The 24,742-nt window shown below is 47.1% G+C and carries 19 protein-coding genes, 1 tRNA gene, 1 pseudogene and 1 riboswitch; of the genes and pseudogenes, 14 read left to right on the forward strand and 7 right to left on the reverse strand.

The window, feature by feature from the left end:
• The first annotated feature begins 64 nt into the window (after positions 1-64).
• Positions 65-4,567 (forward strand): S-layer homology domain-containing protein, encoded by a 4,503-nt coding sequence (locus tag ACLGL1_RS07165; protein WP_411008020.1) that lies wholly within the window; start codon positions 65-67, stop codon positions 4,565-4,567.
• Positions 4,568-4,806: 239 nt separating this feature from the next.
• On the opposite strand, the gene ACLGL1_RS07170 is transcribed toward ACLGL1_RS07165, so the two are convergent.
• From ACLGL1_RS07170 to ACLGL1_RS07180, 3 genes are all read right to left on the reverse strand, one after another.
• Entirely contained in the window at positions 4,807-5,151 is a 345-nt protein-coding gene (locus ACLGL1_RS07170) for a helix-turn-helix domain-containing protein (protein WP_411008021.1), read from the reverse strand.
• A 429-nt stretch (positions 5,152-5,580) separates the two neighbouring features.
• Entirely contained in the window at positions 5,581-6,036 is a 456-nt protein-coding gene (locus ACLGL1_RS07175) for a hypothetical protein (protein WP_411008022.1), read from the reverse strand.
• On the reverse strand, positions 6,011-6,922 hold the full coding sequence (locus tag ACLGL1_RS07180) for a ParA family protein (RefSeq protein WP_411008023.1): 912 nt from the start codon (positions 6,920-6,922) through the stop codon (positions 6,011-6,013). Before ACLGL1_RS07180 ends, ACLGL1_RS07175 begins: the two co-directional genes overlap by 26 nt.
• 396 nt (positions 6,923-7,318) lie before the next feature.
• Here ACLGL1_RS07180 and ACLGL1_RS07185 point away from each other — a divergent pair, with 396 nt between their 5' ends.
• The 7 genes and pseudogenes from ACLGL1_RS07185 (at position 7,319) to abc-f (ending at position 13,467) form a co-directional block, all read left to right on the forward strand.
• Positions 7,319-7,723 carry a GRAM domain-containing protein gene (locus ACLGL1_RS07185; protein ID WP_411008024.1) on the forward strand — a complete coding sequence of 135 codons (405 nt, stop codon included), beginning with the start codon at positions 7,319-7,321 and terminating at the stop codon, positions 7,721-7,723.
• A gap of 253 nt (positions 7,724-7,976) precedes the next feature.
• Positions 7,977-8,657 carry a phosphoribosylaminoimidazolesuccinocarboxamide synthase gene (locus ACLGL1_RS07190; protein ID WP_411008025.1) on the forward strand — a complete coding sequence of 227 codons (681 nt, stop codon included), beginning with the start codon at positions 7,977-7,979 and terminating at the stop codon, positions 8,655-8,657.
• A gap of 269 nt (positions 8,658-8,926) precedes the next feature.
• A complete protein-coding gene (locus ACLGL1_RS07195; RefSeq protein WP_411008026.1) occupies positions 8,927-9,664 on the forward strand; it encodes an SDR family NAD(P)-dependent oxidoreductase in 738 nt (245 codons plus the stop codon).
• 260 nt (positions 9,665-9,924) lie between these two features.
• A pseudogene (locus ACLGL1_RS07200) lies at positions 9,925-10,104 on the forward strand (glutaredoxin domain-containing protein); the annotation flags it as partial.
• A 196-nt stretch (positions 10,105-10,300) separates the two neighbouring features.
• The gene (locus tag ACLGL1_RS07205) at positions 10,301-11,167 is read left to right on the forward strand and encodes an Abi family protein (protein ID WP_411008027.1); all 867 of its coding nucleotides are present in this window, start codon (positions 10,301-10,303) and stop codon (positions 11,165-11,167) included.
• Positions 11,168-11,328: 161 nt separating this feature from the next.
• Positions 11,329-11,682 (forward strand): arsenate reductase family protein, encoded by a 354-nt coding sequence (locus ACLGL1_RS07210; protein ID WP_411008028.1) that lies wholly within the window; start codon positions 11,329-11,331, stop codon positions 11,680-11,682.
• Positions 11,683-11,934: 252 nt separating this feature from the next.
• On the forward strand, positions 11,935-13,467 hold the full coding sequence (abc-f, locus tag ACLGL1_RS07215) for a ribosomal protection-like ABC-F family protein (protein ID WP_411008029.1): 1,533 nt from the start codon (positions 11,935-11,937) through the stop codon (positions 13,465-13,467).
• A 189-nt stretch (positions 13,468-13,656) separates the two neighbouring features.
• On the opposite strand, the gene ACLGL1_RS07220 is transcribed toward abc-f, so the two are convergent.
• From ACLGL1_RS07220 to ACLGL1_RS07230, 3 genes are all read right to left on the reverse strand, one after another.
• Positions 13,657-13,729: transfer RNA gene (locus ACLGL1_RS07220), tRNA-Lys, on the reverse strand.
• 122 nt (positions 13,730-13,851) lie between these two features.
• The gene (locus ACLGL1_RS07225) at positions 13,852-14,436 is read right to left on the reverse strand and encodes a flavin reductase family protein (protein WP_411008030.1); all 585 of its coding nucleotides are present in this window, start codon (positions 14,434-14,436) and stop codon (positions 13,852-13,854) included.
• Positions 14,437-14,468: 32 nt separating this feature from the next.
• Positions 14,469-14,918: a MaoC/PaaZ C-terminal domain-containing protein gene (locus ACLGL1_RS07230; protein WP_411008031.1), complete on the reverse strand. Its 450-nt coding sequence runs from the start codon at positions 14,916-14,918 to the stop codon at positions 14,469-14,471.
• A gap of 120 nt (positions 14,919-15,038) precedes the next feature.
• A riboswitch (TPP riboswitch) is annotated at positions 15,039-15,146 on the forward strand.
• Between the two features lie 48 nt (positions 15,147-15,194).
• Here ACLGL1_RS07230 and thiM point away from each other — a divergent pair.
• From thiM to ACLGL1_RS07260, 6 genes are all read left to right on the forward strand, one after another.
• The gene (gene thiM / locus ACLGL1_RS07235) at positions 15,195-16,016 is read left to right on the forward strand and encodes a hydroxyethylthiazole kinase (protein WP_411008032.1); all 822 of its coding nucleotides are present in this window, start codon (positions 15,195-15,197) and stop codon (positions 16,014-16,016) included.
• A gap of 40 nt (positions 16,017-16,056) precedes the next feature.
• Positions 16,057-16,851: a bifunctional hydroxymethylpyrimidine kinase/phosphomethylpyrimidine kinase gene (gene thiD, locus ACLGL1_RS07240; protein ID WP_411008033.1), complete on the forward strand. Its 795-nt coding sequence runs from the start codon at positions 16,057-16,059 to the stop codon at positions 16,849-16,851.
• Positions 16,852-17,005: 154 nt separating this feature from the next.
• On the forward strand, positions 17,006-18,214 hold the full coding sequence (locus tag ACLGL1_RS07245; RefSeq protein WP_411008034.1) for a cobalamin-independent methionine synthase II family protein: 1,209 nt from the start codon (positions 17,006-17,008) through the stop codon (positions 18,212-18,214).
• A 50-nt stretch (positions 18,215-18,264) separates the two neighbouring features.
• Positions 18,265-19,140: a hypothetical protein gene (locus ACLGL1_RS07250; RefSeq protein WP_411008035.1), complete on the forward strand. Its 876-nt coding sequence runs from the start codon at positions 18,265-18,267 to the stop codon at positions 19,138-19,140.
• A gap of 375 nt (positions 19,141-19,515) precedes the next feature.
• Entirely contained in the window at positions 19,516-21,891 is a 2,376-nt protein-coding gene (locus ACLGL1_RS07255) for an amidohydrolase family protein (RefSeq protein ID WP_411008036.1), read from the forward strand.
• A 277-nt stretch (positions 21,892-22,168) separates the two neighbouring features.
• The gene (locus ACLGL1_RS07260) at positions 22,169-23,848 is read left to right on the forward strand and encodes a SulP family inorganic anion transporter (protein ID WP_411008037.1); all 1,680 of its coding nucleotides are present in this window, start codon (positions 22,169-22,171) and stop codon (positions 23,846-23,848) included.
• A gap of 249 nt (positions 23,849-24,097) precedes the next feature.
• Here the strand turns inward: ACLGL1_RS07260 and ACLGL1_RS07265 are convergent, their stop codons facing one another.
• Positions 24,098-24,370, reverse strand: a complete 273-nt coding sequence (locus ACLGL1_RS07265; RefSeq protein ID WP_411008038.1) for a LexA family protein — start codon at positions 24,368-24,370, stop codon at positions 24,098-24,100.
• Between the last annotated feature and the right edge of the window lie 372 nt (positions 24,371-24,742).

Genomic DNA, 24,742 nt, shown 5'->3' on the forward strand with positions numbered 1-24,742 from the left:
TAGGTCTGCGGTGCGCTCATTTGAGTGTTAAAGTTGCAATGATGGAAATGGATAGGAGGCAGGCATGTATAAGAAAATACTTTCTTTTATTTTGGCCTTGTCCTTGTTGCTAGGGGTTTTGCCGATGGAAGCATTGGCAGCTCAAGCCCCCCAAGCCAAGGAAACAACCGGCTATGAGACAGTAGTTGTCAATGGACAGGCATATAAGTCTTACCGGCTGGTGGACTTGCTAACGCCGGAAGCAAAGGGCAACTTAAAAGAGGCCGTTAAAGAGGCAAGCAAGCCAAAGGTCACTGGCAAAGCCGGTACAACTGGCCTTAGAAAATCTGGCTATGAAATAGACCAAGGGGGGTATCATCCTCAAGATCCGAGTTCAACCAAGCGGTGGAACTTAACTATCGACTGGTCTGGTATGAAAGATTTAGAATTCCCAAAAAATAAGTTTGAAATGAAAGTCGCTGAATTTAAGGGAGATCCTCAAAGACCTGGTCACAAGATTCATGTAAAGGACGTAGGCCGTTTTGTATTTGATGGATCCACTTTCAATGAGACCACAAAAAAAGCCACTGTTGAAATGGAAGTACTAGATGGCGTCGATTTAAATGACTACTCTGGCATGGCAGTTTATAAGTGTGAGCTTGTAGTACCCTTAGACTTCCGCTATGATTTCAGATTGCTCCAAGGGAAATTTGAAGAAACAAAACCCCAAGGTTATAACTTTCATATAATCGGTGCGCAAAATGTAATGCCGGCTTATACTGTAGAATGGCATGACCAAGATGCCAGTACCCGTCAAGCTTTTGATGCTATATGGCGAGGAAGATCAAACACTGTCCAAAACATAAAACCTGGCGTAATGAATGATGTTTACTATTCAGTAGACAAAGAAACCAGTGATGACGGCGGCGGGGTAGGATTTGTAGGGGATATCATTTCCTTTAATAAAGACAAGTGGAAAGAAATCACGGTAGATAGTGACAATACAGGCATTACCCCGAGTATAACTCTTGGTATAAGCAAAGAGACTCCAATAGCCGCAGCGGGTTCCTATATTATCCAAGAAGGGAAGGTAAATAATAATTTGCCACCCGATCCCGATACTGACTATAAACAATCACCTACCGAAATGCAGCACGGTGACATTACCTTTGGCAACACCAAATATCTTTTCCATATCTTTGGTAACTACAAGTACCTTCACAAGTTTGTCATGCGGGAAGCTCTGCCCTTAACCTTTGATGCCAATGGTGGGAAGTTTAAGGAAAGCACTGATGGCCCTACCTTGAATGGAGAAAAAACACAGACTACAGCCCAAGAAATTGGTCATGGTCTGAAGTTAAATGACACCTTCCCAAGAGCTATTGACTTAAAATCTGAAAACCCGGACCCGACAACTAATCAGGATACACCTTATTTAGAAAACCCAGAAAAAGCTGCTCTGGAAACGAAAAAAGGTGTTTTCCCTGCAGCCAAGGTGCCGTCTGCGGATAATATCGATAAAGATGCTATCCCCAAAAAAGACGGCAAGAACCAAGAATTTAAAGGCTGGGTTCTTGAAGCAGATAAGGATTTAGATTTTAGTGTTCCGGAAAATGCTGCTAAGATCATTAGCCCGCAAGACATTTTGACCAAGGAAATGACCGCACCGGTCACCTACTATGCAGCCTATGCACCTAAGGCACAAGCTAAAGCCGATGTCAGATATGTCTTTAGAACAGAAGCTGGTGGTCAAAAACAAGTCATTGACGAAAAATATCGTGCAGATGCAGATGCCTCTAAGTACCCGGCAGAAATCGAAGGTGACAAGGACACCAAGATTGATATGAGTAAATACTCGGTTGGCATCCAGGGGCAAGAGGACTTTAAAGCACCTAAATTTATTGGTTTTACCTATAAAGGGCCGGAAATTGATGGGGCAAACCAAAGCTTTGCGGATCCAAAATCTGCAACCTTAGATCTTGTCTATACTAAACAAGACGAAATCATTAAGAAAGAACAAGGAACCACCGTTCCTAATGGCTATGTAGACGTCACCTTTAAGGTAGCCGATAACTCAAAAATTGCTGACCAAACAGATGATATCGTTTATGCTGTCAACCCCAAGGCTGGCGTTAAGATTAATGAAGGTGGTAAGTATGAACTAGTAGGTAAAGACAGTAAAGGTAATGAACTTAAAAAAGATGTACCAACTGTAAGTGCTGACACTGGTTATAAACCTAACTATCATAAAAAAGATGAAAATAACACCACCACTTGGGCGTACGATAATTATGCAGAAGTAGGCCAAGTAATTACTGAACCTAAGACTTTTACTTCCCAAGTCGTTGAAAAAGGTAACGGGACTGCTAAACTGGTTTATGTTGGTGAACAAGGTCAGACATTAGAACCTGCAACGGATACAACCCTTCAAATCCAGGGTCAAACCTATGCACCTGATCTTAGCGGCAAAGACGGCGCTGATATTACCTTTACCAGAGACCAAGCCCCGAAACTCTTGGGCTATGAACTGGTTGAAGGTAATGACGCTGTAACCATTGCTCCTGCTAAGTACCAAGAAGGTCAGGAAGCCACCATCACCCTGAAATACAAAAAACTGGATGATGTTATCCCGGCAGAGCCCGGTAAAGATCAACCGGAAGGCTATGTAGCCGTTAACTTCAAAGATGCTAAGGGCGCTAAAGTAGCTGATAAAGACAAAGATGTCACCTTCTACGTCAACCCGCAAGCTGAAGTTAAAGTCGTTGAAGGCGATACCGCTACTTTAGTTGGCAAAGACGGCAAGGCTCAAAATGTGCCGGCTGTCACTGCTGACGAAGGCTACAAAGTGGTTACCGCCGGTGATAAAAAATGGCCTTACGATAACCATGACAAAGTAGGCCAACCGATTACCACACCGACTGACTTTACAGCCAATGTAGCTGTCCGTGGCAATGGTAGCGCCACTCTGGCCTACCAAGACGTTGCGGGCAACCCGCTTGATCCGACAACAGATGCGTTGAAACTTGATAAGCAAGTTTACAACCCGACCTTAACCGGCAAGCACAATACGGCATTGCCAACTTATACGGAAGCCAATGCACCGAAGATTCGCGGCTATAAGTTTGTCAGCCAAGAACCGACCGATGGCAAGTATAACGAAGATACCCCGGCCACCATCACCCTGAAATATGAAAAACGGGATGATGTTATCCCGGCCAAGCCCGGTGAAGAAAAACCGGATGGTTATGTCACCGTGACTTTCCAAGACGTTGCTGGTGCTAAACTGGACGATAAAGACGCTAACATTTCCTACTATGTGAACCCCAAAGCAGAGAAAAAGGCCCTTATTGAATTAAATGGCGACAAGTACCAAATTAAGGGTACAAAAGCTGATAAGAGCGAATTCACTGCTGACGTACCGGCAGTCACTGCTGACGACAAGTACGAAGTTAAGTATACAGATGCTGATAAGAAATGGCCTTACAACAATGCTGACAAGCTGAATAAGGCGATTGAAGGCGACGTAACCTTTGTAGCACAAGTCGTTAAAATCGGCGAACCGACGGTCACCTATCCGGATGTGGAAATCGAAAAGGGCAAAACCCAAGAAATCACCCCGGATGCCAAGGATAAACACGGTAAGACCGTTCCTACTGAAAAAATCGGCAAGGTAGAAGTCACTGAAAAACCGGATGGTGTCACTGTTACCCCGGCTGACAAGGGCGGTAAGATTACCGTTGATGTTCCGAAAGACTATAAGGGTCCTTCTGAATTCACCATTAAGGTAAAAGTTGACCTGGATGGTACCCCGGTCACCTCTGAAATTAAGGTTAAAGTCAAACAACCGAGAACCCCCGGTGGCGGTGGCGGGACCATCGTTATCCCCTCCAAGCCGGATCCCAAGCCGGAAACTGACCCCTCTGACCTGAACAAAGATGACCACTACCAATACCTGATCGGTTATCCCGATGGGACCTTTGCGCCCAACCGCGGCATGACCCGGGCAGAAGTGGCCACCATGTTCACCCGTCTCCTCAAGGACCGCCCGGTTAAAGGCCAAAGCTACACCAGCAACTTCACCGACGTCAACGCCGGTGACTGGTATGCCAATACCGTTGGCTACGCTGTCCAAAAGGGCATCGTCTCCGGTTATCCGGATGGGTCCTTCAAACCGAACCAGGCCATCACCCGGGCAGAATTCTCTGCCATTGCAGCCCGCTTTGCCGGCCTAACCGATGAAAAAGACCTCACCTTCACCGACTTAGACGCCAGCCACTGGGGCTACAAGGCCATCCGCCTGGCCGCCAGCCATGGGTGGATCTCCGGTTATCCGGACAACACCTTCCGGCCGGAACAAGACATCACCCGTGCTGAAGTGACCTCCATCACCAACCGCATGCTCAACCGCTACGCTGACCTTGACTGGATTGACGCCAACATGGATAAAGTTATCCAGTTCAGCGACGTAGCCCGCGGCGATTGGTTCTTTGAACCCATCATGGAAGCCACCATGGGTCATGACTTCACCCGTGATGCAGATGGGAAACATGAACACTGGACCGGTTTAAACAACGAATCCTTCATTTAAGCCCAGCTTAAGGATTTCCCTTAACCGCAACCAAGTGTCAAATAAAAGGCTCCCCGCCTGCAAGATTGCAGGCGGGGAGCCTTGTTTGTGCGCTCGACGGTGCACGTTTCTAATGGGTGAAAGTCCCTAATCCGCCCGACAGTGGGAAGGATACAGCTAAACAGCAAGGGTGTTCACCGTGAGGTGAAATCTGAAGGAAGCTGAAGGCAAAACTCTGGTCTGACGAACAGAAATTAAATCTATAGCGTTTTGGTGCAAACAACTTGGTCTCTGGTGAACTTTCCTGTTTTCAAAGCTCGCTCAAAACAAGCGTCCAGTGACCAGCCGTCTCCAAAGAATTTTTCTTCTACAAAGGTGATGAAATCAGCCTTTTCAAGGAAGTCATGAAGAATGCGTCCTTTATACAAGGCAACCGCACCTCGCTTTATTTCATTGCGAACAGTGTTCGGGGCACAGCCAATTTCCTTGGCAATCTTATTTGGACTCCATCCATCTTTAAGGCGGGTTTGGATGAGGACACGATGTTCAAATGTAAGATGAGCTCCCTTTTTGTGTTCAGTTGTAGTAGAATATAGGTAGTCCATAGGTCTTCCTCCTTGTGAATGGGTTTTGTCACCTACATTCTACCAAAGAGAAGCCTTATGGGCTTTTTTTATTTGATATGTTCAACTTGATTTTACAATCAACCTTACATATGTATTATCAGCTAATAGTGAGAACGAAGATAAGGAAACTGCGAAGCCTTAATCTACCCGAATGGCTGGTGTTTGAGCTAGCCAACACTCGCAAACTCGCAAAGGTATATGGCGGTCACACTTGCACTAAATCGAGCCCTAATAAATAAAGAAATAGCCAGTCTTGGATATATGTCCCTAACTGGCTATTATCTGCAAGTATGTGAAAACTAAAGAACCGCCGTGTACCGAACGGTATGCACGGTGGTGTGAGAGATCGGGGGATTACTCAAATCCTCCTCCTACTCAATACTTTTCCATAAAATAGCCCTACAATCGTTAAAAATTGCTTTGCAGATTTTTTAACCCCTGGCTTCTTCTTATTTCTAACATGAGTTCATTAACAGCATTTAACACAATTTTTTTGCTACTGGATTTAATTGCATTATTATTTTTGTCTTTTGTATATAAGTAATATATTACTTTAAGCTGGAGTAGAGTATATTTTTCTAAGGTGTCGAAATTTTTCCCAGTGTCAAAAATATTCTTTATTTCATCGTATCTGATTTTTGGATACTTTTCATTCAGACTGCTTATATCCTGCTGGTCAATCAGGGAGAGGATATCGACGATTTCATTATTTTTTGAATCTGTTTTTTTTGTCGATTTATCTAACTCTTCCATTATAATTGAAACAGCATCTTTTAGAGAATGATTTTCTGTTTTTTCTAATTCAAGGGAAAAACGATGAAGATTATCTCTCAGAGCGTTAATTTGAGATAGATTCACTATCATCACCAATATCCTTTATTATGTCCTCGGCAATCTGTTTTGAAAGTCTTTCATAAGCGCCGGTTTCTTCAGAAATGCGGCCACGACTCAAATTTTCTTGTATGCCTATTAAATTTTTAACGACCACATCATACTTTTTAGCATCAATGACACCAATATTTCCTCTTGCATTTTCATTCCTAACTCTCATACATTCAAAAAGACCCAATAACTTTGCTTTTGCTCCAAATATGTGTTTATAAAAATTAGAATCGATATGTCTTTCACAGTATTTATCATATATATTATTAACTGTAAAAATATAATGCTCAACGCCCTTTATACTAATACCATCGCTTATATATGGGATAATATAATAATCAGATAGTAGAAAGGCTGATTTTGTTAAAATATTGTTACTTGGTGGGCAATCAAAAAATATAAAATCATAATCGTTTTCAAGCATACGCACAATTTCATATAATAAAAAAATGTTTTTATCTGGATTAAGTTGTAAGTCATCAATTAAGCCATCTAACCCAATAAAAGTATTATCTTTGCCTGAATAAGTGAGCGTTGTTGGGATAAAATCTACATTAGGACTCATATCTGTACAAATTTTAATGGTATTTTTTAAATTAAATTTCACAGGCGCACTATATTTATTACTTTTTGATAGTATATCTAACATATAGTTTAGCGTTTGTTCTTGAGGTAGATCATCCAAGGTTTTGTTACCGAAAGAGCGCATACAAATTTCACTCATAGAACACTGAGGATCCAAATCTAGTATAAGCACTTTCTTTTCACTTCCAAAAGAATTTTTTGAGAAATAGTGCGCTATATAAAAAGCACTTGTCGTTTTTCCTACGCCACCCTTATAATTCCCAAAGAATATTTTTATAGCCATAAAAAGTACTCCTTTCTTTAAGTAGTATGACCTGCTGATCAGTACTTGTTTTTATAAGTATAGCATATATTCATAGTATTGTAGTATTTTCTTCGTCTTTAGTCATTCTTAAAAATAAATTCCGCTTATCAAATTAAGCTGGAATTTCTAGTCAAGTCCAGAAACTGGTGTAAAATAATGCAGTACACGTTTGGTCCTTTCTAATAAAGCCTAATATAAGCGCTAGAGAAGGGCTTTTTAGCCCTCATCTACAGCCAACCAGTCCTCTTTCCGACCATACAAAAATTTGACCGGACCTTTGCCAATCCTTGAGCTAACATCCATGCCGGCCTGGTAGAATAATTGTAAGATAAGATTATTTGACCGGATAGCTGGAAGATGTGAGGAGGATGGGCTATGAATCATGAGGCTGGTGAGGGTCGGGAGGCGGGGCCGGCGGTAGGAAAAAGGACCCTGCGCAAGGGTTTTGCCAACCGCTATACCCGGGTCTACAATAATAAGGATTCTTTCCTGGTGGGGGTGGCGGATGTCCTCTTATCGGATGCACAAAAGCGGGAGACGGCTAGCGGGGGTTTCCTGGAGCTGACGGACCAAAAGCTCTATTTCAGGCCCCACAGTGTGAACTTTGATATCTCTAGCTATACGATTCCCCTGGACACGATTACCAATGTCTACCAGGCCCGCAACCTCTTGATCAGCCAGCACATTATCGTGGATACCCTGGATGAGAGCCACCGCTTTGTTGTCTACCGGGGGAAGGCCTGGGTTCGGGCCATTAAAGCGGCTGCTGGCCTGGCCTAGGGGCCCGCGGCCGGGCAGGGGCGTTACAGCCCTGCCTGAATAGGGCAGAGGACCTTGGTGCCTTCCGCTTGGGGCCTGCTTTTGCAATCTGGTCACGCGCAAAGATTATGGATTAAGGCCAATCGGGTAAGCTAAATACTTACCGATGAGGTCCCGCTTTTTTGGGGTCCTCTAAAAGCGGCTAGGTCTTTTCAATGCTGGTTTTTAGGCGTATAATTTACCTGATGTTATTCACCTTAATGAGGAGGCAATCATGGAAAAAATTAAATCAGGTAAGACAAAGGATGTCTTTCGCTTAGAATCCGGCCATATTCTTTTAAAATTTAAGGATGATGTTACCGGTAAGGATGGGGTTTTTGACCCGGGCGCCAATGAAGTTGGCTTAAGCATTGAGGGCAGTGGGGAGGCCGCCCTGCGGATGACCCGGTACTTCTTTGAACTCTTCAAAGAAAAAGGAATCCCGACCCACTATGTGGCCAGCAATATTGAAGAAAAAACCATGGAAGTGCTTCCGGCGGAAGTTTTTGGCCAGGGTTTAGAGTGCATTTGCCGCTATCGGGCTGTAGGGAGCTTTTTCCGTCGCTACCATTCCTGCGTTGAAGAAGGCAAGGACCTGGACGGCCTGGTTGAATTCACCCTCAAGGATGATGCTGCCGGTGATCCCCTGATCAACCAAGATGCAATGATTATGCTGGGGATTGCCAGTGCTGAAGAATATGACCTTTTGCATAAGTGGACCCGGGAAATTTCCGATGTGATCAAGGCTGTCCTGGCGGAAAAGGGCTTGACGCTCTATGACATTAAGCTGGAATTCGGTAAGGATGCCGATGGCCGGGTCATGCTCATTGATGAAGTATCCGGCGGGAATATGCGGGTCTACAAGGGTGACCAATACATCCAGCCCTTGGATCTGCCGGGCCTGATCCTCGAATAAATCGAAGGCGGAGGATTTTCATCAAGCGCACCTGGTCGGCACCTCGCAAGAGTGGGCGACTGGGTGCTTTTCCTTTGTCTGCCTTTCTCATAGCCGGCAGGTTTCGGCAGTCGGTTCCTAACCAAAAGAGAAGGCATAGGAGATATAAACATCAATTATATAGAAAATAAGACAGAATAGTGGTCATATTAAGAAAATAATGGTAAGATAGCTAACAAATATAAGAAAGTGCGCACTTACCGCATAAGAATATGAAGGAGGGGACACATATGCTTCAAGATAAAGTTTGTGTGGTTACCGGTGGGACCAGGGGGATTGGTCACGCCATTGTTCGTGAATTTTTGGCCCAGGGGGCCAAGGTGATCCTTTTCGGGTCTCGGGAAGAAACGGTCAACAAGGCCCTGCAAGACCTTGAAGGGGAATATGACCAGGTCGAAGGGGCTTGGCCGGACCTCATGGATGAAGCCGCCCTGAAGGCGGAAATGGACCGGATCATCGACCGGTATGGCCGGATTGACGTCCTGGTCAATAATGCCGGCGTGTCAGATGATGTATCTGTCTATGACTATGATGCCGAGAAGTTTGACCAGGTCATGGATATCAATATTAAGGGTGTCTTTAATGCTGTCCTGGCGGTTATCCCACAGATGAAAAAACAGGGCGGCGGCGCCATTATTTCGACCAGCTCCATGGTCAGTAAATATGGCCAAACCCGTGGGGTGGCCTATCCGACCAGTAAGTTCGCTGTGAATGGGCTAACCATCTCCCTGGCCCGGGAGCTGGGGCCGGACCATATCCGGGTCAATGCCGTTGCCCCGGGGATTACCAACACAGATATGGTCAAAAACCTGCCGGAAGAAATGATCCAGCCCCTGATTAACAACATTCCCCTCCGCCGGGTTGGTGAGCCGGAAGATATCGCCAAGGCCTGTGCCTTTTTAGCCAGCGATAATGCCTCTTATATTTCCGGGGAAATCCTCCATGTTGACGGGGCTATGTTGGTTTAAGCGTCAGCTCTATCAGCTCCTGCCCAGGCAGGGGCTTTTTTATTGGCCACAAACGGGGCGGGATATTTGGCACCCCGCCGGGCTGCTAAGAAACAGCTCACCCAGCTGGCATATACCGGCCTCGCTTGTGAAAAGAAAGGCGATTAGGGTGTATAGACTTAGTGGTTTGAATAAACGGCAGAAAAAATATTGAAGCATGAAGGCCGGTTTCTGCTCAGCCCCTTAGCATACAAACAGTTCTCTATCCTAATGAGGCAGGTATGTTATTCATCGCTTATCCCAAGTGTTCCACTTGCAAAAAGGCAGGAAAATGGTTGGATGACCACGGCATTGCCTACACCGCCCGGCACATTGTCGAAGATAATCCAACCTATGACGAATTAAAGGCCTGGCAGGCCAAGAGCGGTCTCCCCTTGAAGCGGTTCTTTAATACCAGCGGCGAAGTTAAGTTAAAAGAGAATAGGGTAGTTGAAATATTAGATGAATATTAAATTAAGAAGTAAGGTAGATAATAGGAAAGATTAAAAGAAAATACTTGACAAAAAATATTTTATTATATAGGATAATGTTAACAGCACCCGACACGCCTCTTAACAATGCGGACCAAGTCGGGTCGTTTGATTTTTAGGAGATAAAATGAAAAAAATCCATCAGAAACCGATTAGTATAGAAAATCAAGTAAAAAATTTAATAGACTTAGGACTTATAGTAGATGATAAAACTTATGCTAGGAAAATTCTCGGAAGAATATCCTATTACCGACTAATTAAAGCCTACAGTATCACATTAAAAAAAGATGGCAGATATATATCAGGAATAAAATTTGAAGATATTGTAAGTTTATATAAATTTGATCGAGAACTTAGACAACTCATATTTGGAATAATAGAAGATACAGAAGTTTCTTTAAGAGCAGTTATCGCTAACTATTTTTCTTTAAAATATGGTAATTTTGGCTATAAAGATTTGTCAAATGTGGGAAAATATAAAAACAGATATAAAGAAGCATTAAATGATTTAGAAAGAGAAGTTAAAAGAAATAGACGCTCCCCCTTTATAAAAAACTTTAAAGACAATTATGAAGGTGGAGAAATTCCACTTTATGCAGTGATAGAAGTAGCTAGTTTTGGAACCTTATCTAAAATGTATAAGAATATGAAAAATGAAGATAAAAGTAAAATTGCCAAAACCTTTCATACAGACTACCATTACTTTGAATCCTGGATAGAAAATTTTGCCTATATAAGAAATATATGTGCCCATTATGGTAGGCTATATGGCGCAAAACTTACAAAATCACCCAAGTTATATAAAGAATATTTAAAAAAGAATATCTCAAACAACACAATATTTGCCACCTTGGTAAATCTTAAAATAGTTTCTGAAGAAGAAAGCTATAAAAAATTTTATCATGATCTCACAGAACTAATAGCAAAATATGAAAATATTGAATTAAGACATGCTGGTTTTATAGAAAACTGGAAAGAATTACTACAACCATAAAATTAAATAGAGAATTTTACACCGAAAGAAAAAATTCGGTGTTTTTTATGTCCAAAGGAGGAAAAATGAAATATGGAAATTAGTAGGAGAAATAAAGAACAACTGCAATAGATACAAAGGCAAAGACCTGGTTAGATTGGCATATAAAAAAGGAGGTAGCTATGTTATTCATCGCTTATCCCAAGTGCTCCACTTGTAAAAAGGCAAAAAAATGGTTGGATGACCACGGCATTGCCTACACCGCCCGGCACATTGTCGAAGATAATCCAACCTATGACGAATTAAAGGCCTGGCAGGCCAAGAGCGGCCTCCCTTTAAAACGTTTCTTTAACACCAGCGGCATGGTTTACAGAGACCTCCAGCTCAAGGACAAGCTGCCTGACATGTCCGAAGATGACCAATTAAAGCTTTTAGCGACTAATGGCATGTTGGTCAAGCGGCCCCTGGTTGTCACTGAAGATACTGTCTTGCTCGGCTTTAAAGAAGCGGAATGGGTGGAAAAGCTCCTGGGCTAGAGGGTGAAGGTGACGGGGCTCAGATGTTCTTATCGGGGCTGGTCAATTAATAAAGGACGGATTATAATATAAGTCATCTTGAGAAAGTTGAGGATTAAGGACATGGTTACTTTTAACGATTAGGGCTAAGATGACTTCCCACTAGGGAGTGGTATGCTCTGCGCCATGGTTAAAAGGACCATGTCTTTTTGTGTACCCATTTTTAGCCCATACTGATGGCCGTGATGGAAGTCAAGGGAAAAGGAGCTAAGAATGGAAGTTCTCAAGTGTTCAAATATCATTAAGGCCTTTGATGGCCAAGTCCTCTTTCAGGCGCCGGAGTTGATTGTCAACCAAGGTGATCGGATTGGTTTGGTGGGTAGCAATGGGTCAGGCAAGTCCACACTCTTGAAAATGATTGTAGGTGAGGATAGGGATTACAGGGGTCGCATCACTCTTAAAAAATCCTTTGCCTATGTGCCCCAGTTGAAGGAGCCCTCTAAAGCCTCCGGTGGGGAAGAAGCCTTTGGAGCGATTCGTGAAGCGCTTAGCCGGCCAGTGGACCTGCTTATTTTAGATGAGCCCACTTCCAACTTGGACGCCAGACACCTAGCCCGTTTGTTGGAAGCCTTATCCCAATTCCCCGGGGCGGTTATCCTGGTTTCCCATGACCGGGCTTTTTTAGATCAAACAGTCCAGCAAATATGGGCCATTGACCAAGGACAGATATCCCTTTACCCGGGCAATTACAGTCACTATAAGGCCGAAAAACAAAAAGAAGTCGAACGACAGGCTGCGGCCTATGCTGGTTACAAAAATAAGCTTGACCGGCTAGAGAAGGAGGCCCAAGGGCGGATGGAGCGGGCCAAGCATTTTAAAAAGAAAAAGAGGGGGGTCAGTGATGCTGATTTTAAGGTGAAGGGCTACACCGGCAGGTATGATGGCCAACAAAAGGCCTTGGCCAGGTCGGCCAAGGCCCTGGAAAAGCGGATAGACCGGCTGGAAAAGCCTCCAGTACCCCAAGAGGACCGCTCCTTTCAGTTTAAAGAGCTGGGGCCAGTGGCCAAAGAGGGAGCCAGAACCCTGGTCAACTTGCAGGCCGGGTCGGTCCAAGCTGGGGGTAGGCCCTTGTTTGCCTTTTCAGGCTTCCGCATTCAAGCCGGTGATAAGGTGTCTGTAACCGGTCCGAATAAGGCAGGGAAAACCACCTTTTTACGGCAAATCATTAACCATGACCTGGCCGGCTATTATGCCGATGATTTAAGGATTGGCTATTTTGCCCAAGATTTTACGGTGTTGGATGGGAAGAAAAGTATTCGGGATAATATTGGCTTGGTAGAGCAGCCGGAGACGGTGGTCCGGACTCTTTTAGCTTCTTTGGGCTTTAATGGCTATAAGATGAAGACACCGGTCGCCCAGCTGTCAGGAGGGGAGCGGGTTCGCTTGTCTATTGCCAAGGTTCTCTTGGGCAGCTATCACCTGCTTATTTTAGATGAGCCCACCAACTACCTGGATATTCCAACGCGAGAAGCCCTTGAGCATTTTATTCAGGGCTATCCGGGTGCAGTTATTTTGGTATCCCACGACCAAGCCTTTGTTCAAGCAACGACAGACCGGCACTATTTTATTGACCGGGAAAGGTTGGTCTCCTCTGCCTACCTGGAGAAAAAGAAAAGGGCCCGGGAGGACCAGGTGCTGCTTTTGCAATTTCAACTGGACCGGCTGATGATGGATGAAAGGGCCAGCCTGGAGGCTATCCGGCAGGTTCAGCGGGAGCTTGATGACTTGAAAAAGATGGATGGATAGGTGTAGAAAAATGGATTGGCAAAGGAAGGATACACTACACATATAATAGAAGTAACGGCCCCTTTTTGCTTAGACGCAGATTGACTGGTTTCGTTGGCTAAATAATGCCTGGGATTCCGGCAGACAAGGTGCATGGGTTGCTTATAGAGGAAGCCATAAAAAAACGCCCTCGCAAGAGGACGCTTGTGCTGCGCTATAAAGGACTCGAACCTTTGACACCCTGATTAAAAGTCAGATGCTCTACCACCTGAGCTAATAGCGCAAATATAGGTTTTTTGTACAACGGAAATTATTATACCCAGCTTGGGAAGAAATGTCAATGGCAAAAGGATAAAAAAGACCTGCCCGGCGGGCAAGTCTTTGGCATCAGGGATATGGAGGCGGTTAATCGGTGCCTTTTTTACCTTCGCTGAAGGCTTTAGCCAGGGGGGCGCCGATGGTATGGTAGGTCGCATCTGCCTGGTTGTAGATGAAGGGGGCTACCTTGGCAAAATCAATGGCAGGCTGGCCCTTGCTGTCTGTTTTCAGGTAGTCATCGTCAACGGACAGGTTCAGGATTTCACCTACAAGGACCATCCCCGGCCCCATTTGCAGCCGGCTGTGTACCCGGCATTCCATGACAATGGGAAATTCATTGATGATAGGGGCGTGGACCCGGCTGGAGGGGCTGATGGTGTGGCCGGTGTGGCTGAACTTGTCTTCCGCTTTTCCACTCGATATACCGTAATAGTCTGTGGCAGTGACCTGGTCACTGCCGGGGACGTGGACGGTAAATTCGTTGCATTGGCGGATATTGGCGGCAGTCTGGTGGTTTTCATTGATGCAGACCATGACAGCTGGAGGGACAGAGGCGCAAATACCTGTCCAGGCGGCGGTCATGGCGTTAGGTCGGTTGTTTTCATCATAGCTGCCGACGACAACAATGGGTGTCGGGAGGCCGGTGGTTTTAGGGCCAAAATCGGTTCTCATGATAGTCACCTCGTCAAATGTGCAGACCAGTATTATTGTAGAGGGGCTTGTGGTCGGCAAGCCACCAAGACCAAGACTTCCATGGTCAGCACCGGCTGGCCGTCCTGGTTTTGGGTGGTATAGTTGGCGTAGACGGTCCCTGACTGCCCCTTGGTGGAGGGCTTTTTATCGGTAATGGTCAAGCGAGAGTTCAGTGTATCACCCGGATAGACCGGGGCCAGCCAGCGCAGGCGATCAATCCCGATGCCGCAAATGGTCCCGTCCTTGTTTTCCGGGGACTTGACCCAGGCGCCCCAGGCGGCGGTGAGGGTATGTAAACCGGAGGCAATGAGGCCGCCAAAGCGGGTGTCCCGGCCGGCCTCATGGGACAGGTGGAAGGGGCGGGGGTCAAAGGTTTCTGCAAAGCTGATGATGCCCTCTTCTGAAAGGCTAATAGGGGGTACATCAAAGACTTGACCGACTTGATAATCTTCAAAATACAAAAAACCATCTCCTTAACCTGGGGCAGTGGCTACCGCCTAGCTACTTAACCAGTGTATCATATAGGGTCCTTTTCCGTCCAACCCCTGCTTGACGGCGGGCGGACAAAGTGGTACATTTGAAAGACAATAGAGGGGAGCTTGCCTGGGCAGGCTGAGAGTGGGGCTGGCCCCAGACCCGGAAACCTGATGTGGATAATGCCAACGTAGGGATTGATTCTGACTGCAGCTGTCTTGCGTTGGTGCAAGGCAGTTTTTTTATGCCGGAAAGGAAGACCAATGTTTGGAAAATATTTAATGCAAGTGCGTGACCGGCACCCAATGGTGCACAGTATCACTAATTTTGTAACGGTGAATGATGTGGCCAATGCCCAGCTGGCCTGTGGCGCCGGGCCCTGTATGGCCGACCATCCCCTGGAAGCGGCCGACATGACGGCCATTGCCCAGGCCCTGAACCTGAATATGGGCAACCCTTCAGGTCAGGTCCTGGAGGCCATGGTGGCTGCCGGACAGAAGGCCAATGACCTGGGCCACCCGGTGGTCTTTGACCCGGTGGCTGTTGGCACAACCCCCTACCGCAATTTTGTGGCCGAAAGTATCCTCCGCCAGGTCCAAGTGACCACCATTAAGGGCAATGCTTCTGAAATGCGGGCCCTGATGGGGCTGGGTGGGCACACCGGTGGGGTAGATGCTCTAGATGAAGATAAGCCCAACGAGGATAACCTCGCTGCCTTTACCGACCAGCTAAAGGCCTTTGCCCGGGCCTACCAGTGTATCGCTGCCGTGAGTGGCCCCATTGATATTGTCACAGACGGTCACCGGGCCTTTGCCATCCGCAACGGTCACCCGAAAATGGAAGAGGTGACCGGCACTGGCTGCATGCTGTCCGGCCTGGTAGCCGCCTTTTTAGGGGCCAGCCCTGACGCTCCCCTGGAAGCGACTGCTGCAGCGGTGGCGACTTTAGGGGTGGCCGGCCAGGTTGCCTGGGCCAACTTGCAGCCCAATGAAGGCAATGCCAGTTACCGCAACCGCCTGATCGATGCCTTGAACCTGCTCCAAGCGGACGAGCTGGATGCCCGCCTGCAATGTGAAAGCTACTAGGTAGTATCGGAGCAGCCTGTCTGATATAAGGAGAGTAAGCATGAAAAAAGTATTAACCATTGCCGGCAGTGACTCAAGTGGCGGCGCCGGCTTACAAGCAGACCTCAAAACCTTTGCCGCCTATGGCCTTTACGGGATGAGTGTCATCACCGCCCTTACGGCCCAGAACACCACCGGTGTCCAGGCCGTCCTGGATACCCCGCCGGACTTTGTGGCCGCCCAAATGGCCTCTGTTTTTGAAGATATCCGGCCGGATGCCGTAAAAATCGGCATGCTGTCTTCACCGGTCATCGTTGAAGTGATCGCTGAAAACCTGAAAAAATACGGAGCCGAAAACATCGTCCTGGACCCGGTCATGGGGGCTACCAGCGGGTCCAGCCTCATTAAAAGCGAGGCTGTAGAAGCCATGGAAGAGGCCCTCTTCCCCTTGGCCACCGTCATCACCCCCAATTTAAAGGAAGCCGAAGTCCTGGCCAAGCGGCCCCTGCCCGATAAAGACGCCATGGTCGAAGCCGCCCGGGAAATCGGGCAAGCCTTCCCCTGTGCCGTCCTCATCAAGCGGGCAGAAGGGGCAGCAGATGCAGATGACTACCTCTTCCATGACGGTCAGGGCCAATGGATCTGCGGCGACCGGATCCCCAACCCCAATACCCACGGCACCGGCTGCACCCTATCCAGCGCCATTGCCGCCGGCCTGGCCCTGGGCTACTCCCTGGACAAGGCCGTCCATGAAGCCAAGGCCTACATCGATGGGGCCATCCGGGCCGGGCTAGACCTGGGCCAAGGACGGGGGCCCCTCCACCACGGCTACCGGCAGTTTCCCTTAAAGGGCTAGAGCTTTTCAGTGCCTTCCTCTATGGGAGGCATTTTTTCTTGCCGGTCAAAAGAGCCTTGGCCCAGCCGGCCAGGGATATAGGCTATAGCTGTAATTTATACTAGCTAAGGGCTCCTCTTATGGTATAATGGCTCTAATTCAAGGAGGGATTTTAATGGCAAATAAAATTTTAACCACCCACGTCGGCTCACTCCCGAGGACGCCTGAATTATTAGAGGCCAATACCGCTCGGGCCAATAACGCCATCTCTGAAGAAAAATTCAACGAAATCATCGCCCAATCCGTCGATAAAGTCGTTAAAAAACAGCACGACATCGGCATTGACCAAGTTAACGACGGTGAATACGGCCACATCACCTCAGGGGCCATTGACTACGGCGCCTGGTGGAACTACTCCTTCTACCGGCTCGGTGGCCTGGAAATGACTGATGAAGACCGCTGGGGTCGGACAGAAAAGATTCGGTCTACTCCCGGTAATATTAAGCTGACCAGCTTCCAAGACCGCCGGGACCGGGCCAAATTCCAAGCCGCCTATGAAGACCCGGACAGCGGCGTCCTAGGCAAGCGGAATAAGGTGGCCAACCCGGTTTTTGCCGGCCCCGTCACCTACGTAGGCCAAGACCAGGTCAACCGTGACGTCAGCCTGCTCACCGAAGCCATGAAAAAATACGGCGTCCAACAAGGCTTTATGGCCGCCATCTCCCCGGGTTCTGCCGCCCGCCTGGAAGACCGCCACTACCATGACGACCAGGCCCTCTTAGACGCCGTGGCAGATGCCATGCACGAAGAATACAAGGCCATTGCCGACGCCGGCCTCATCGTTCAGCTCGACGCCCCGGACCTGGCCGAAGCCTGGGACCAAATCAACCCCGAACCGACCGTTGAAGACTTCCAAGCCTGGCTCCAACTCCGGGTAGATGCCGCCAACCGGGCCCTGGAAGGGATTGACCCCTCCCTGGTCCGCCTGCACATCTGCTGGGGGTCTTGGCATGGTCCCCACACCACCGACATTCCTTTTGAATATATCGTCGACCAATGCCTGCAAATCAAGGCCGGCAGCTTCTCCTTCGAAGCCTCCAGCCCCCGCCATGCCCATGAGTGGAAGGTCTGGCAAAACAAAGACCGCCTCGGCGCCGGCCGCCAAATCGTCCCCGGCCTGGTATCCCACTCTACCAACGCCGTCGAACACCCCGAACTCATCGCCGACCGGATCGTCCGCTTCGCCGAGCTCGTCGGCCCTGAAAATGTCATCGCCTCCACCGACTGCGGCCTAGGCGGCCGGATCCACGAGCAAATCGCCTGGGCAAAACTCGAATCTCTCGTAGAAGGCGCCGCCCTCGCCAGCAAACGCCTCTTCGGCTAGGCCTTTTCTGTGATAGTGGATTTGGCTTACTTTTAGCATAGGAGCTTGTCATGAAAGAAGATAACTTAATTGATATCACTGCACTTTTGAATAAGCCAGAGGAACCCCCGGATGATGACGACCTCTTCTATCAACAACTTCTAGAAGGCTTGAGTCATCATTCCCAGTTAGACGACTTTTATGACTTTATGGAGAGGGCAGACCAAGCTGATAGTGAGCAAGAAGCCTTGAAGTGGGTTAAAAAAGCCTTGAAAATTGCACCAGACAACCTGGACGCCTTGGTTTATAAAGACCGCCTCATGGCCAAATCACCCTTTGATTTGCTCAAAAAACTGGAAAAAACCATCGCCAAGGGAGAAGCCCAGCTGGTTGAAGAAGGCATATATTGTGATGAAAACATTGGTGACTTTTGGCTGGTCCTGGAAACCAGGCCCTATATGCGGGCCCTGGCTGTCTACATGGGTTTATTGGTAGACCTAGGGATGATGAAAAAAGCTGTAGACCAAGCGGAAAAAATGCTGAACCTATGTGTAGGCGATAACCTAGGCGTCCGATATATGGCCATGGCCCTATACGCCTATTTTGAAGATATTGAAAAAGCGGAGGGGCTTTACCGGGAGTATAAAGACTACGATGATACCCAGCTACTATTCCCCCTGTCCGTCTTATACTATAAGCTGGGGAACTTCACCAAGGCCAACCAAATATTAACGAAATTACTCCGCGCCAATAAGGATACAAAGACCTTTATAGCGAATATGCTGGAAGGGGACTTGGAATTTCTTCACACAGATATTGACGCCTTTAAACCCGGAAGCCTTGAGGAATACTACCTGGCCTTACAAGAGGCCCCCTTTTTATACAACCAAATGGCTGCCTACTTTGTTTGGGCAGCTGAGAAGCTGAGTAACAAGAAAAAGAAGTAGCAAGTCATGACTTGCTGAACCTTGCATGCCTAGTAAGGCCTGCTCAAACAAATGATCTTCCTTGGGGCGAAAGTCCACCCTTTAGGAAGTGTTCAACCGGCAATTGGTATGGAAGAGCCTTCTATGCCAATTGCCGGTTTTTGCATGCAGGTCATTGCTATACACGCAGGCATGTTAACTAGGGAGGATCTTGCAGCGTATTTATAAAGGGGGTTCGGTAGGCTTTTTATCTTTGCCCACTATTAGGGAGCCACTGTATTAAAGTTTAATGTCAATAATTATCGGAAAAGTCAAAAAATGCTTGACAGATAAGCGGACGGGAGTATATTATTTTTTTATAGATTACATAATTTTTCGCTTGTCAAGGAGGGTATCATGATTAAAAAACGACGATGGAAGAAGGCGATGGCCTTTCTTCTCAGCCTGATCCTCGTGCTCGGCGTTAGCTTCCCCGGCACTGCTAAGGCTGTTTCCAGTAGTGACCTAACTCTCTACAAAGGTGGTGACATTATTACTGTCAACAGCCAGCAGCCAACAGCGGAAGCTGTTCTCTGCCAAGGCGACAAGATTATTGCTGTGGGTGAGCTGGCTGATTTGGAAGCCCAAGCTGGTTCCCAAGCACAGGTTATTGATTTAAAGGGTAAGACGCTGATTCCTGGATTTTATGATGCTCATAGCCATTTTTATAAAACCGGTGCAGAACGGCATACTCAGGTAGGACTTAATGCACCACCTGTCGGTAATATTAATAATATGGATAAACTGATTTCAGCTTTAAAAAATAAAGCTGAAGCATCGGAGCCCGATGAATGGATTATAGGAAGTCGGTATGATGACGGTGAGATGGTTGAAAAACGTCATCCAACAGCTGATGAGTTAGATAAAGCTTCAACAAATAATCCCATTTATATCACACATTTTTCTGGCCACAATGCGGTGGTTAATCATAAGGCCTTGGAAATGGCAGGCATCACTAAGGATACGCCGGATCCGGAAGGTGGTCAAATCGGTCGTGATAAAGACGGTAACCCCAATGGGCAACTTTGGGAAAGTGCTATGAACCTTGTATTTAAACTTATTCCAGCGCCTACTTATCAGGATCAACTTGAGGCATTGGCTGTTGCCAGCGATATTTATGCCAAAGCTGGCATTACCACTGTTAACGAGGGTAATGGGACCAAATGGTATGACCTCTATCTTGATGCTGTTAAAAAAGGTTACGTGAAGCAGCATATTAATTACTGGTTTAATTTTAATGAGGCCGATGATCTCTCATCTCTAATGAAAAAAACTAAAAATGGTAACGAGATGACAAAATACAGTGGACAAAATAACATGATTGCTATTGGCGGTTTGAAAGCTTTTGATGATGGTTCACCGCAATTAAGAACGGCTTATTTAACCGATCCATACTATACTTTAGGTGAATATGACGAAGGTTGGAAAGCTTATCCAAGAATGCCTAGAGAAAAGCTCATTGACTTTGTTGTTGATGCTCACCAGAAGGGCATTAATCGAATTTATATCCATGCGAATGGAGATGCAGCTATTGATGACCTTCTTGATGCTTATGAAAGGGTTGATCAAGGAGTTAAGGATGGCATATTACGCAAACCTCTGGCTCCGATGCGCCATGTAGTCATTCATAGCCAGTTTTCTAGAGAAGAACAATATGAGAGAATGGCCCGTATAGGCGCTATCCCGTCCTTCTTAATCATGCACCCGTATTTTCTCGGTGATCGACACTGGGATATTTATTTTGGACCAGACCGGTCTGCACGTATGAGCCCAACCCGAGATGCAGCCAACCAAAATTTACGTTTTAGTCTTCACTGCGATGCACCGGTATTTCCTGTCGATCCTCTTTTGATGTTGCAAACTGCCGTGATGCGCCAATCCTACAGTGGTCGGGATATTTTTACCACGACATATGATAAAGACAAGAAATATCGCTCTGTTGACCAACGCATTACAGCTACTGAGGCGCTCAAGGCCCTGACCTTGGATGCGGCCTATGCCAATGGAGAAGAAGACGTTGCTGGTTCCATTGAGGTAGGAAAACGAGCCGATCTGACTATATTAGGAGCCAATCCTTTAAAAATTGATCCTTCCAAAATTAAAGATATTCCTGTTAAAGCCACTATTGTAAACGGAAGCCCAATCTATGATTCTGACAAGCTCTTCATCAATAGCGAAAAACCAGAAGCAAGCTTTAAAGATATAAAAGGACATTGGGCGGTTAAAGATATTAACCGTGCCAGCCAAGAAAAACGGGTTTCAGGTATCAGTTCGGATTGCTTCGCTCCAGATGAGACAATGACTCGGGCCATGGCTGTAAGTATTTTATACCGTATGGCTAATCAACCTGAAGTCAGTCAAGGAAAGTCCTTTAAGGATGTAGTGCCTGGGGACTGGTATGCCGTACCGGTTGCTTGGGCTAAGGTGACAGGCGTTGCTAATGGCACAGGTCAAGACTGTTTTTCCCCGCAGATAAATTTGACGCGGGAAGAAGCTGCCGCTCTTTTGAAGAACTACCACCAGGCCCAGAAGGCAAATTTTGCTGTCGTAGGAATTCAGGTGCCTACCTTTGTTGATACCCCCTCCCCTTGGGCAAAAGATTCGGTTGAATGGGCTCTTGAAGCTGAACTTTTGCGGGGTATGGATACCAGTCATCTTGATCCGCAGGGGCCTGTCACTCGTGCCCAGTGGGTCGTTATGACTAATCGTTATTTAGATAGGTTAGAAAAATAGTTCGTATTTGAGTAGAAAAATATTATAAAATAACCTTTTGAACAGGCAGAGCCTATCTTGAAAAAGATGGGCTTTGTCATTATTGTTATAAGTTACAGATATTCGGCAGTGGATAGAGTCCATATACTTATGTAAAAGTAAAGAGGTCATATGAATCTGTTTGCTTTTTCACCATGATATGGCTATCATTTGCTTTTTTCCCTTAAATAGGGGATACTAGAAATAGTCTGCCTTGTTTGTATTCTACACGTTTCAATAATTAAGAGGAGTGGAGTGATTGCGAAAACCTTATGCTTTTACCCTTGGCCGGGAATACATCGAAGACCTTAAGCGGGAGTTTAGGGGCTATAATGGAGCGGCCTTTTCTCAGGATGTTATGGCCGGTATTACCGTGGCAGCGGTGGCCCTGCCCTTGGCCCTGGCCTTCGGGGTCGGCGCCGGGGCTTCGGCTGCCGCCGGCCTGGTGACGGCAGTCATTGGCGGCTTGGTCATCAGCAGCCTGTCCGGGGCCAGCTATCAAATATCCGGACCGACTGGGGCCATGATGGCTATTTTACTATCCCTGGTGGCCAAAGAGGGGCTCACCGGGGTCCTGGTGGCCGGCTTTTTAGCAGGGATCCTTCTTGTCTTAGCCGGGCTTTTCCGCCTGGGCCGGATTATTGCCTTTGTGCCTTCTTCGGTCATTACCGGCTTTACCTCAGGTATAGCGGCGGTCATTGCCCTAGGCCAGCTTGATAATTTTTTTGGTCTCCAATCAGAAGGGGACCTGGCCCTCTTAAAAGTGGCCTCCTATGTCCAAACCGGGGCCCTACCAGATCTGCAAACCACTGCCATCGGCCTGGGAGTTATCCTCCTTATGGTTGCCTGGCCTAAAAAGTGGAATGCTGTCGTGCCCTCCAGCCTTATCGCTCTGGTGGCAGTGCTGGTTTTTCAGGGGATTTTTCATTGGGATGTGCCGGTCGTCGGGGAAATTCCTCGGACCTTATTTTTAAATGACCGGCTGACCTTGGACAATTTGAACCCCCTGGCCTGGCCTAAGTATATGATGCCAGCCTTATCCATTGCCCTCCTTAGCATGGTAGAAAGCCTTCTCTGTGGGGCTTCAGCTGAAAAGATGACTGATGAACGGCTCAAAAGCAACCGGGAGTTGGTCGCTCAAGGTGTTGGGAACCTGGTCATCCCCTTCTTTGGGGGGATTCCGGCGACAGCAGCCATCGCCCGGACCTCAGTGGCCATTAAGTCCGGCTGCCGGACCAGGCTCACCGGGATTATCCATAGCCTTATTTTACTCTTATCTATGTTTATTCTGACGCCGGTCATGTCTGCCATCCCCCTATCTGCTCTGGCCGGTGTCCTTATGGTCACCGCCTGGCGGATGAATGACTGGGCCAATATCCGTTTTATCTTTTCCCACCGCTTTAAAAGCGGCATTGCCAAGTTCACTATTACCTTAGCAGCGACGGTGCTGCTAGACTTGACCCAGGCCATTATCATCGGGGTGGTCTTTTCCCTGGTCCTCATTGTGGCCCGGATGAGCCGGCTGGAAATCAATATTGCCGACGTGGACAATGCCCGGCTCAAGGAAATCGGTATGGGCCTGGACCGGGTGCCCGATATCAATGAAGTCCGGGTGGTTTATATCACCGGTACCCTTTTCTTTGGGGTCGTCGACCGGCTCAAGGATAAATTGCGGACCATGCCCCATAGCGATGTCATCATCCTCTCCATGCGGGGGGTGCCGGTCATTGACCTGTCAGGGGTCCAGGCCCTTATGGAGCTGGCTGAGGAGCTAAAAGGAGAAGGGACCCAGCTGTCTGTCTCCAGCGTCCAGCCGGCCGTCATGCGTTACCTGGAACGGAGCGGCTTTTTAGACATCATCGGCCGCGACCATCTCTACCCCAGCGCCGAGCAGGCCATTCTACGGTCTGTCGATGACAAGGCACCGGTGGTCGATTAAGGTCGTGAGGGGAAGGGCTTATCACTAGCTAAGAAAATAAAAAATACGCCCTGCCTCATTAGCAATGAAGCAGGGCGTATTTTCATGGATAAGTAGATGGAGGTGCGCTTATAGACTTCCATTTGTCAAATTGATAAAGTCCATATAATTGTGTAAAAGTAAAAAGGTCATATCAGTCCTTTTGCGGTACAATGTTTTTAACCCAGTAAAAGATTAACAAATATCTATAGTATGTAGGACTATAAATAGTTAAATAACAGTACCGAGAACGGTTAGTTCGTCGAGCGGCACGGTGATGGTGTCGTAGGCTTTGTTTAGGCTGATGAGCTGGGCGGTGGTGCCGGTGATTTTTACTTTTTTAAGGTAGGCTTGTGGCTGGAAGTCATCAGGTCCCTGGATTTGGACAACAGCGATCTGTCCGTTTTCTACGGTTGGTTGTTTTCTTGCATAAATAATTTGGTCAAGGCATACCTTAAGCAGTATCGAGTAGCTACAGCCGAGATGGAGTCTTGCTATGAACAAATTTTGGCATTACGAGCTGAAGCAACTCGGATGGATGTTGAACTCTCTGACATGCCAAGGGGTGATGGTAATCGAGATATAGCCGATATTGTGTCGGATATGGTCGACTTAAAGTCAATGCTTCTGGAACGCATTGAGCACGCAAATGCATTGCGCAAGGAAGTTTGTGATATGATCTATAGCCTAGAGGACAATAGGCTGATATGGTTGCTACACTTGCGTTACGTTGATGGCTATAAGTGGGAGACAGTCGCCAGGCGGATGGGGTACGACTTAAGGTATTTACACAAATTGCATGGCAAGGCACTAAACGACATTAAAAGACACTATGAACATGTGCTATAGTGTAAGTGTGTTAGCATAGTTGTCTTA

It is taken from the genome of Peptococcus simiae (assembly GCF_046569735.1).
In the GTDB taxonomy this organism is placed as follows: domain Bacteria; phylum Bacillota; class Peptococcia; order Peptococcales; family Peptococcaceae; genus Peptococcus; species Peptococcus simiae_A.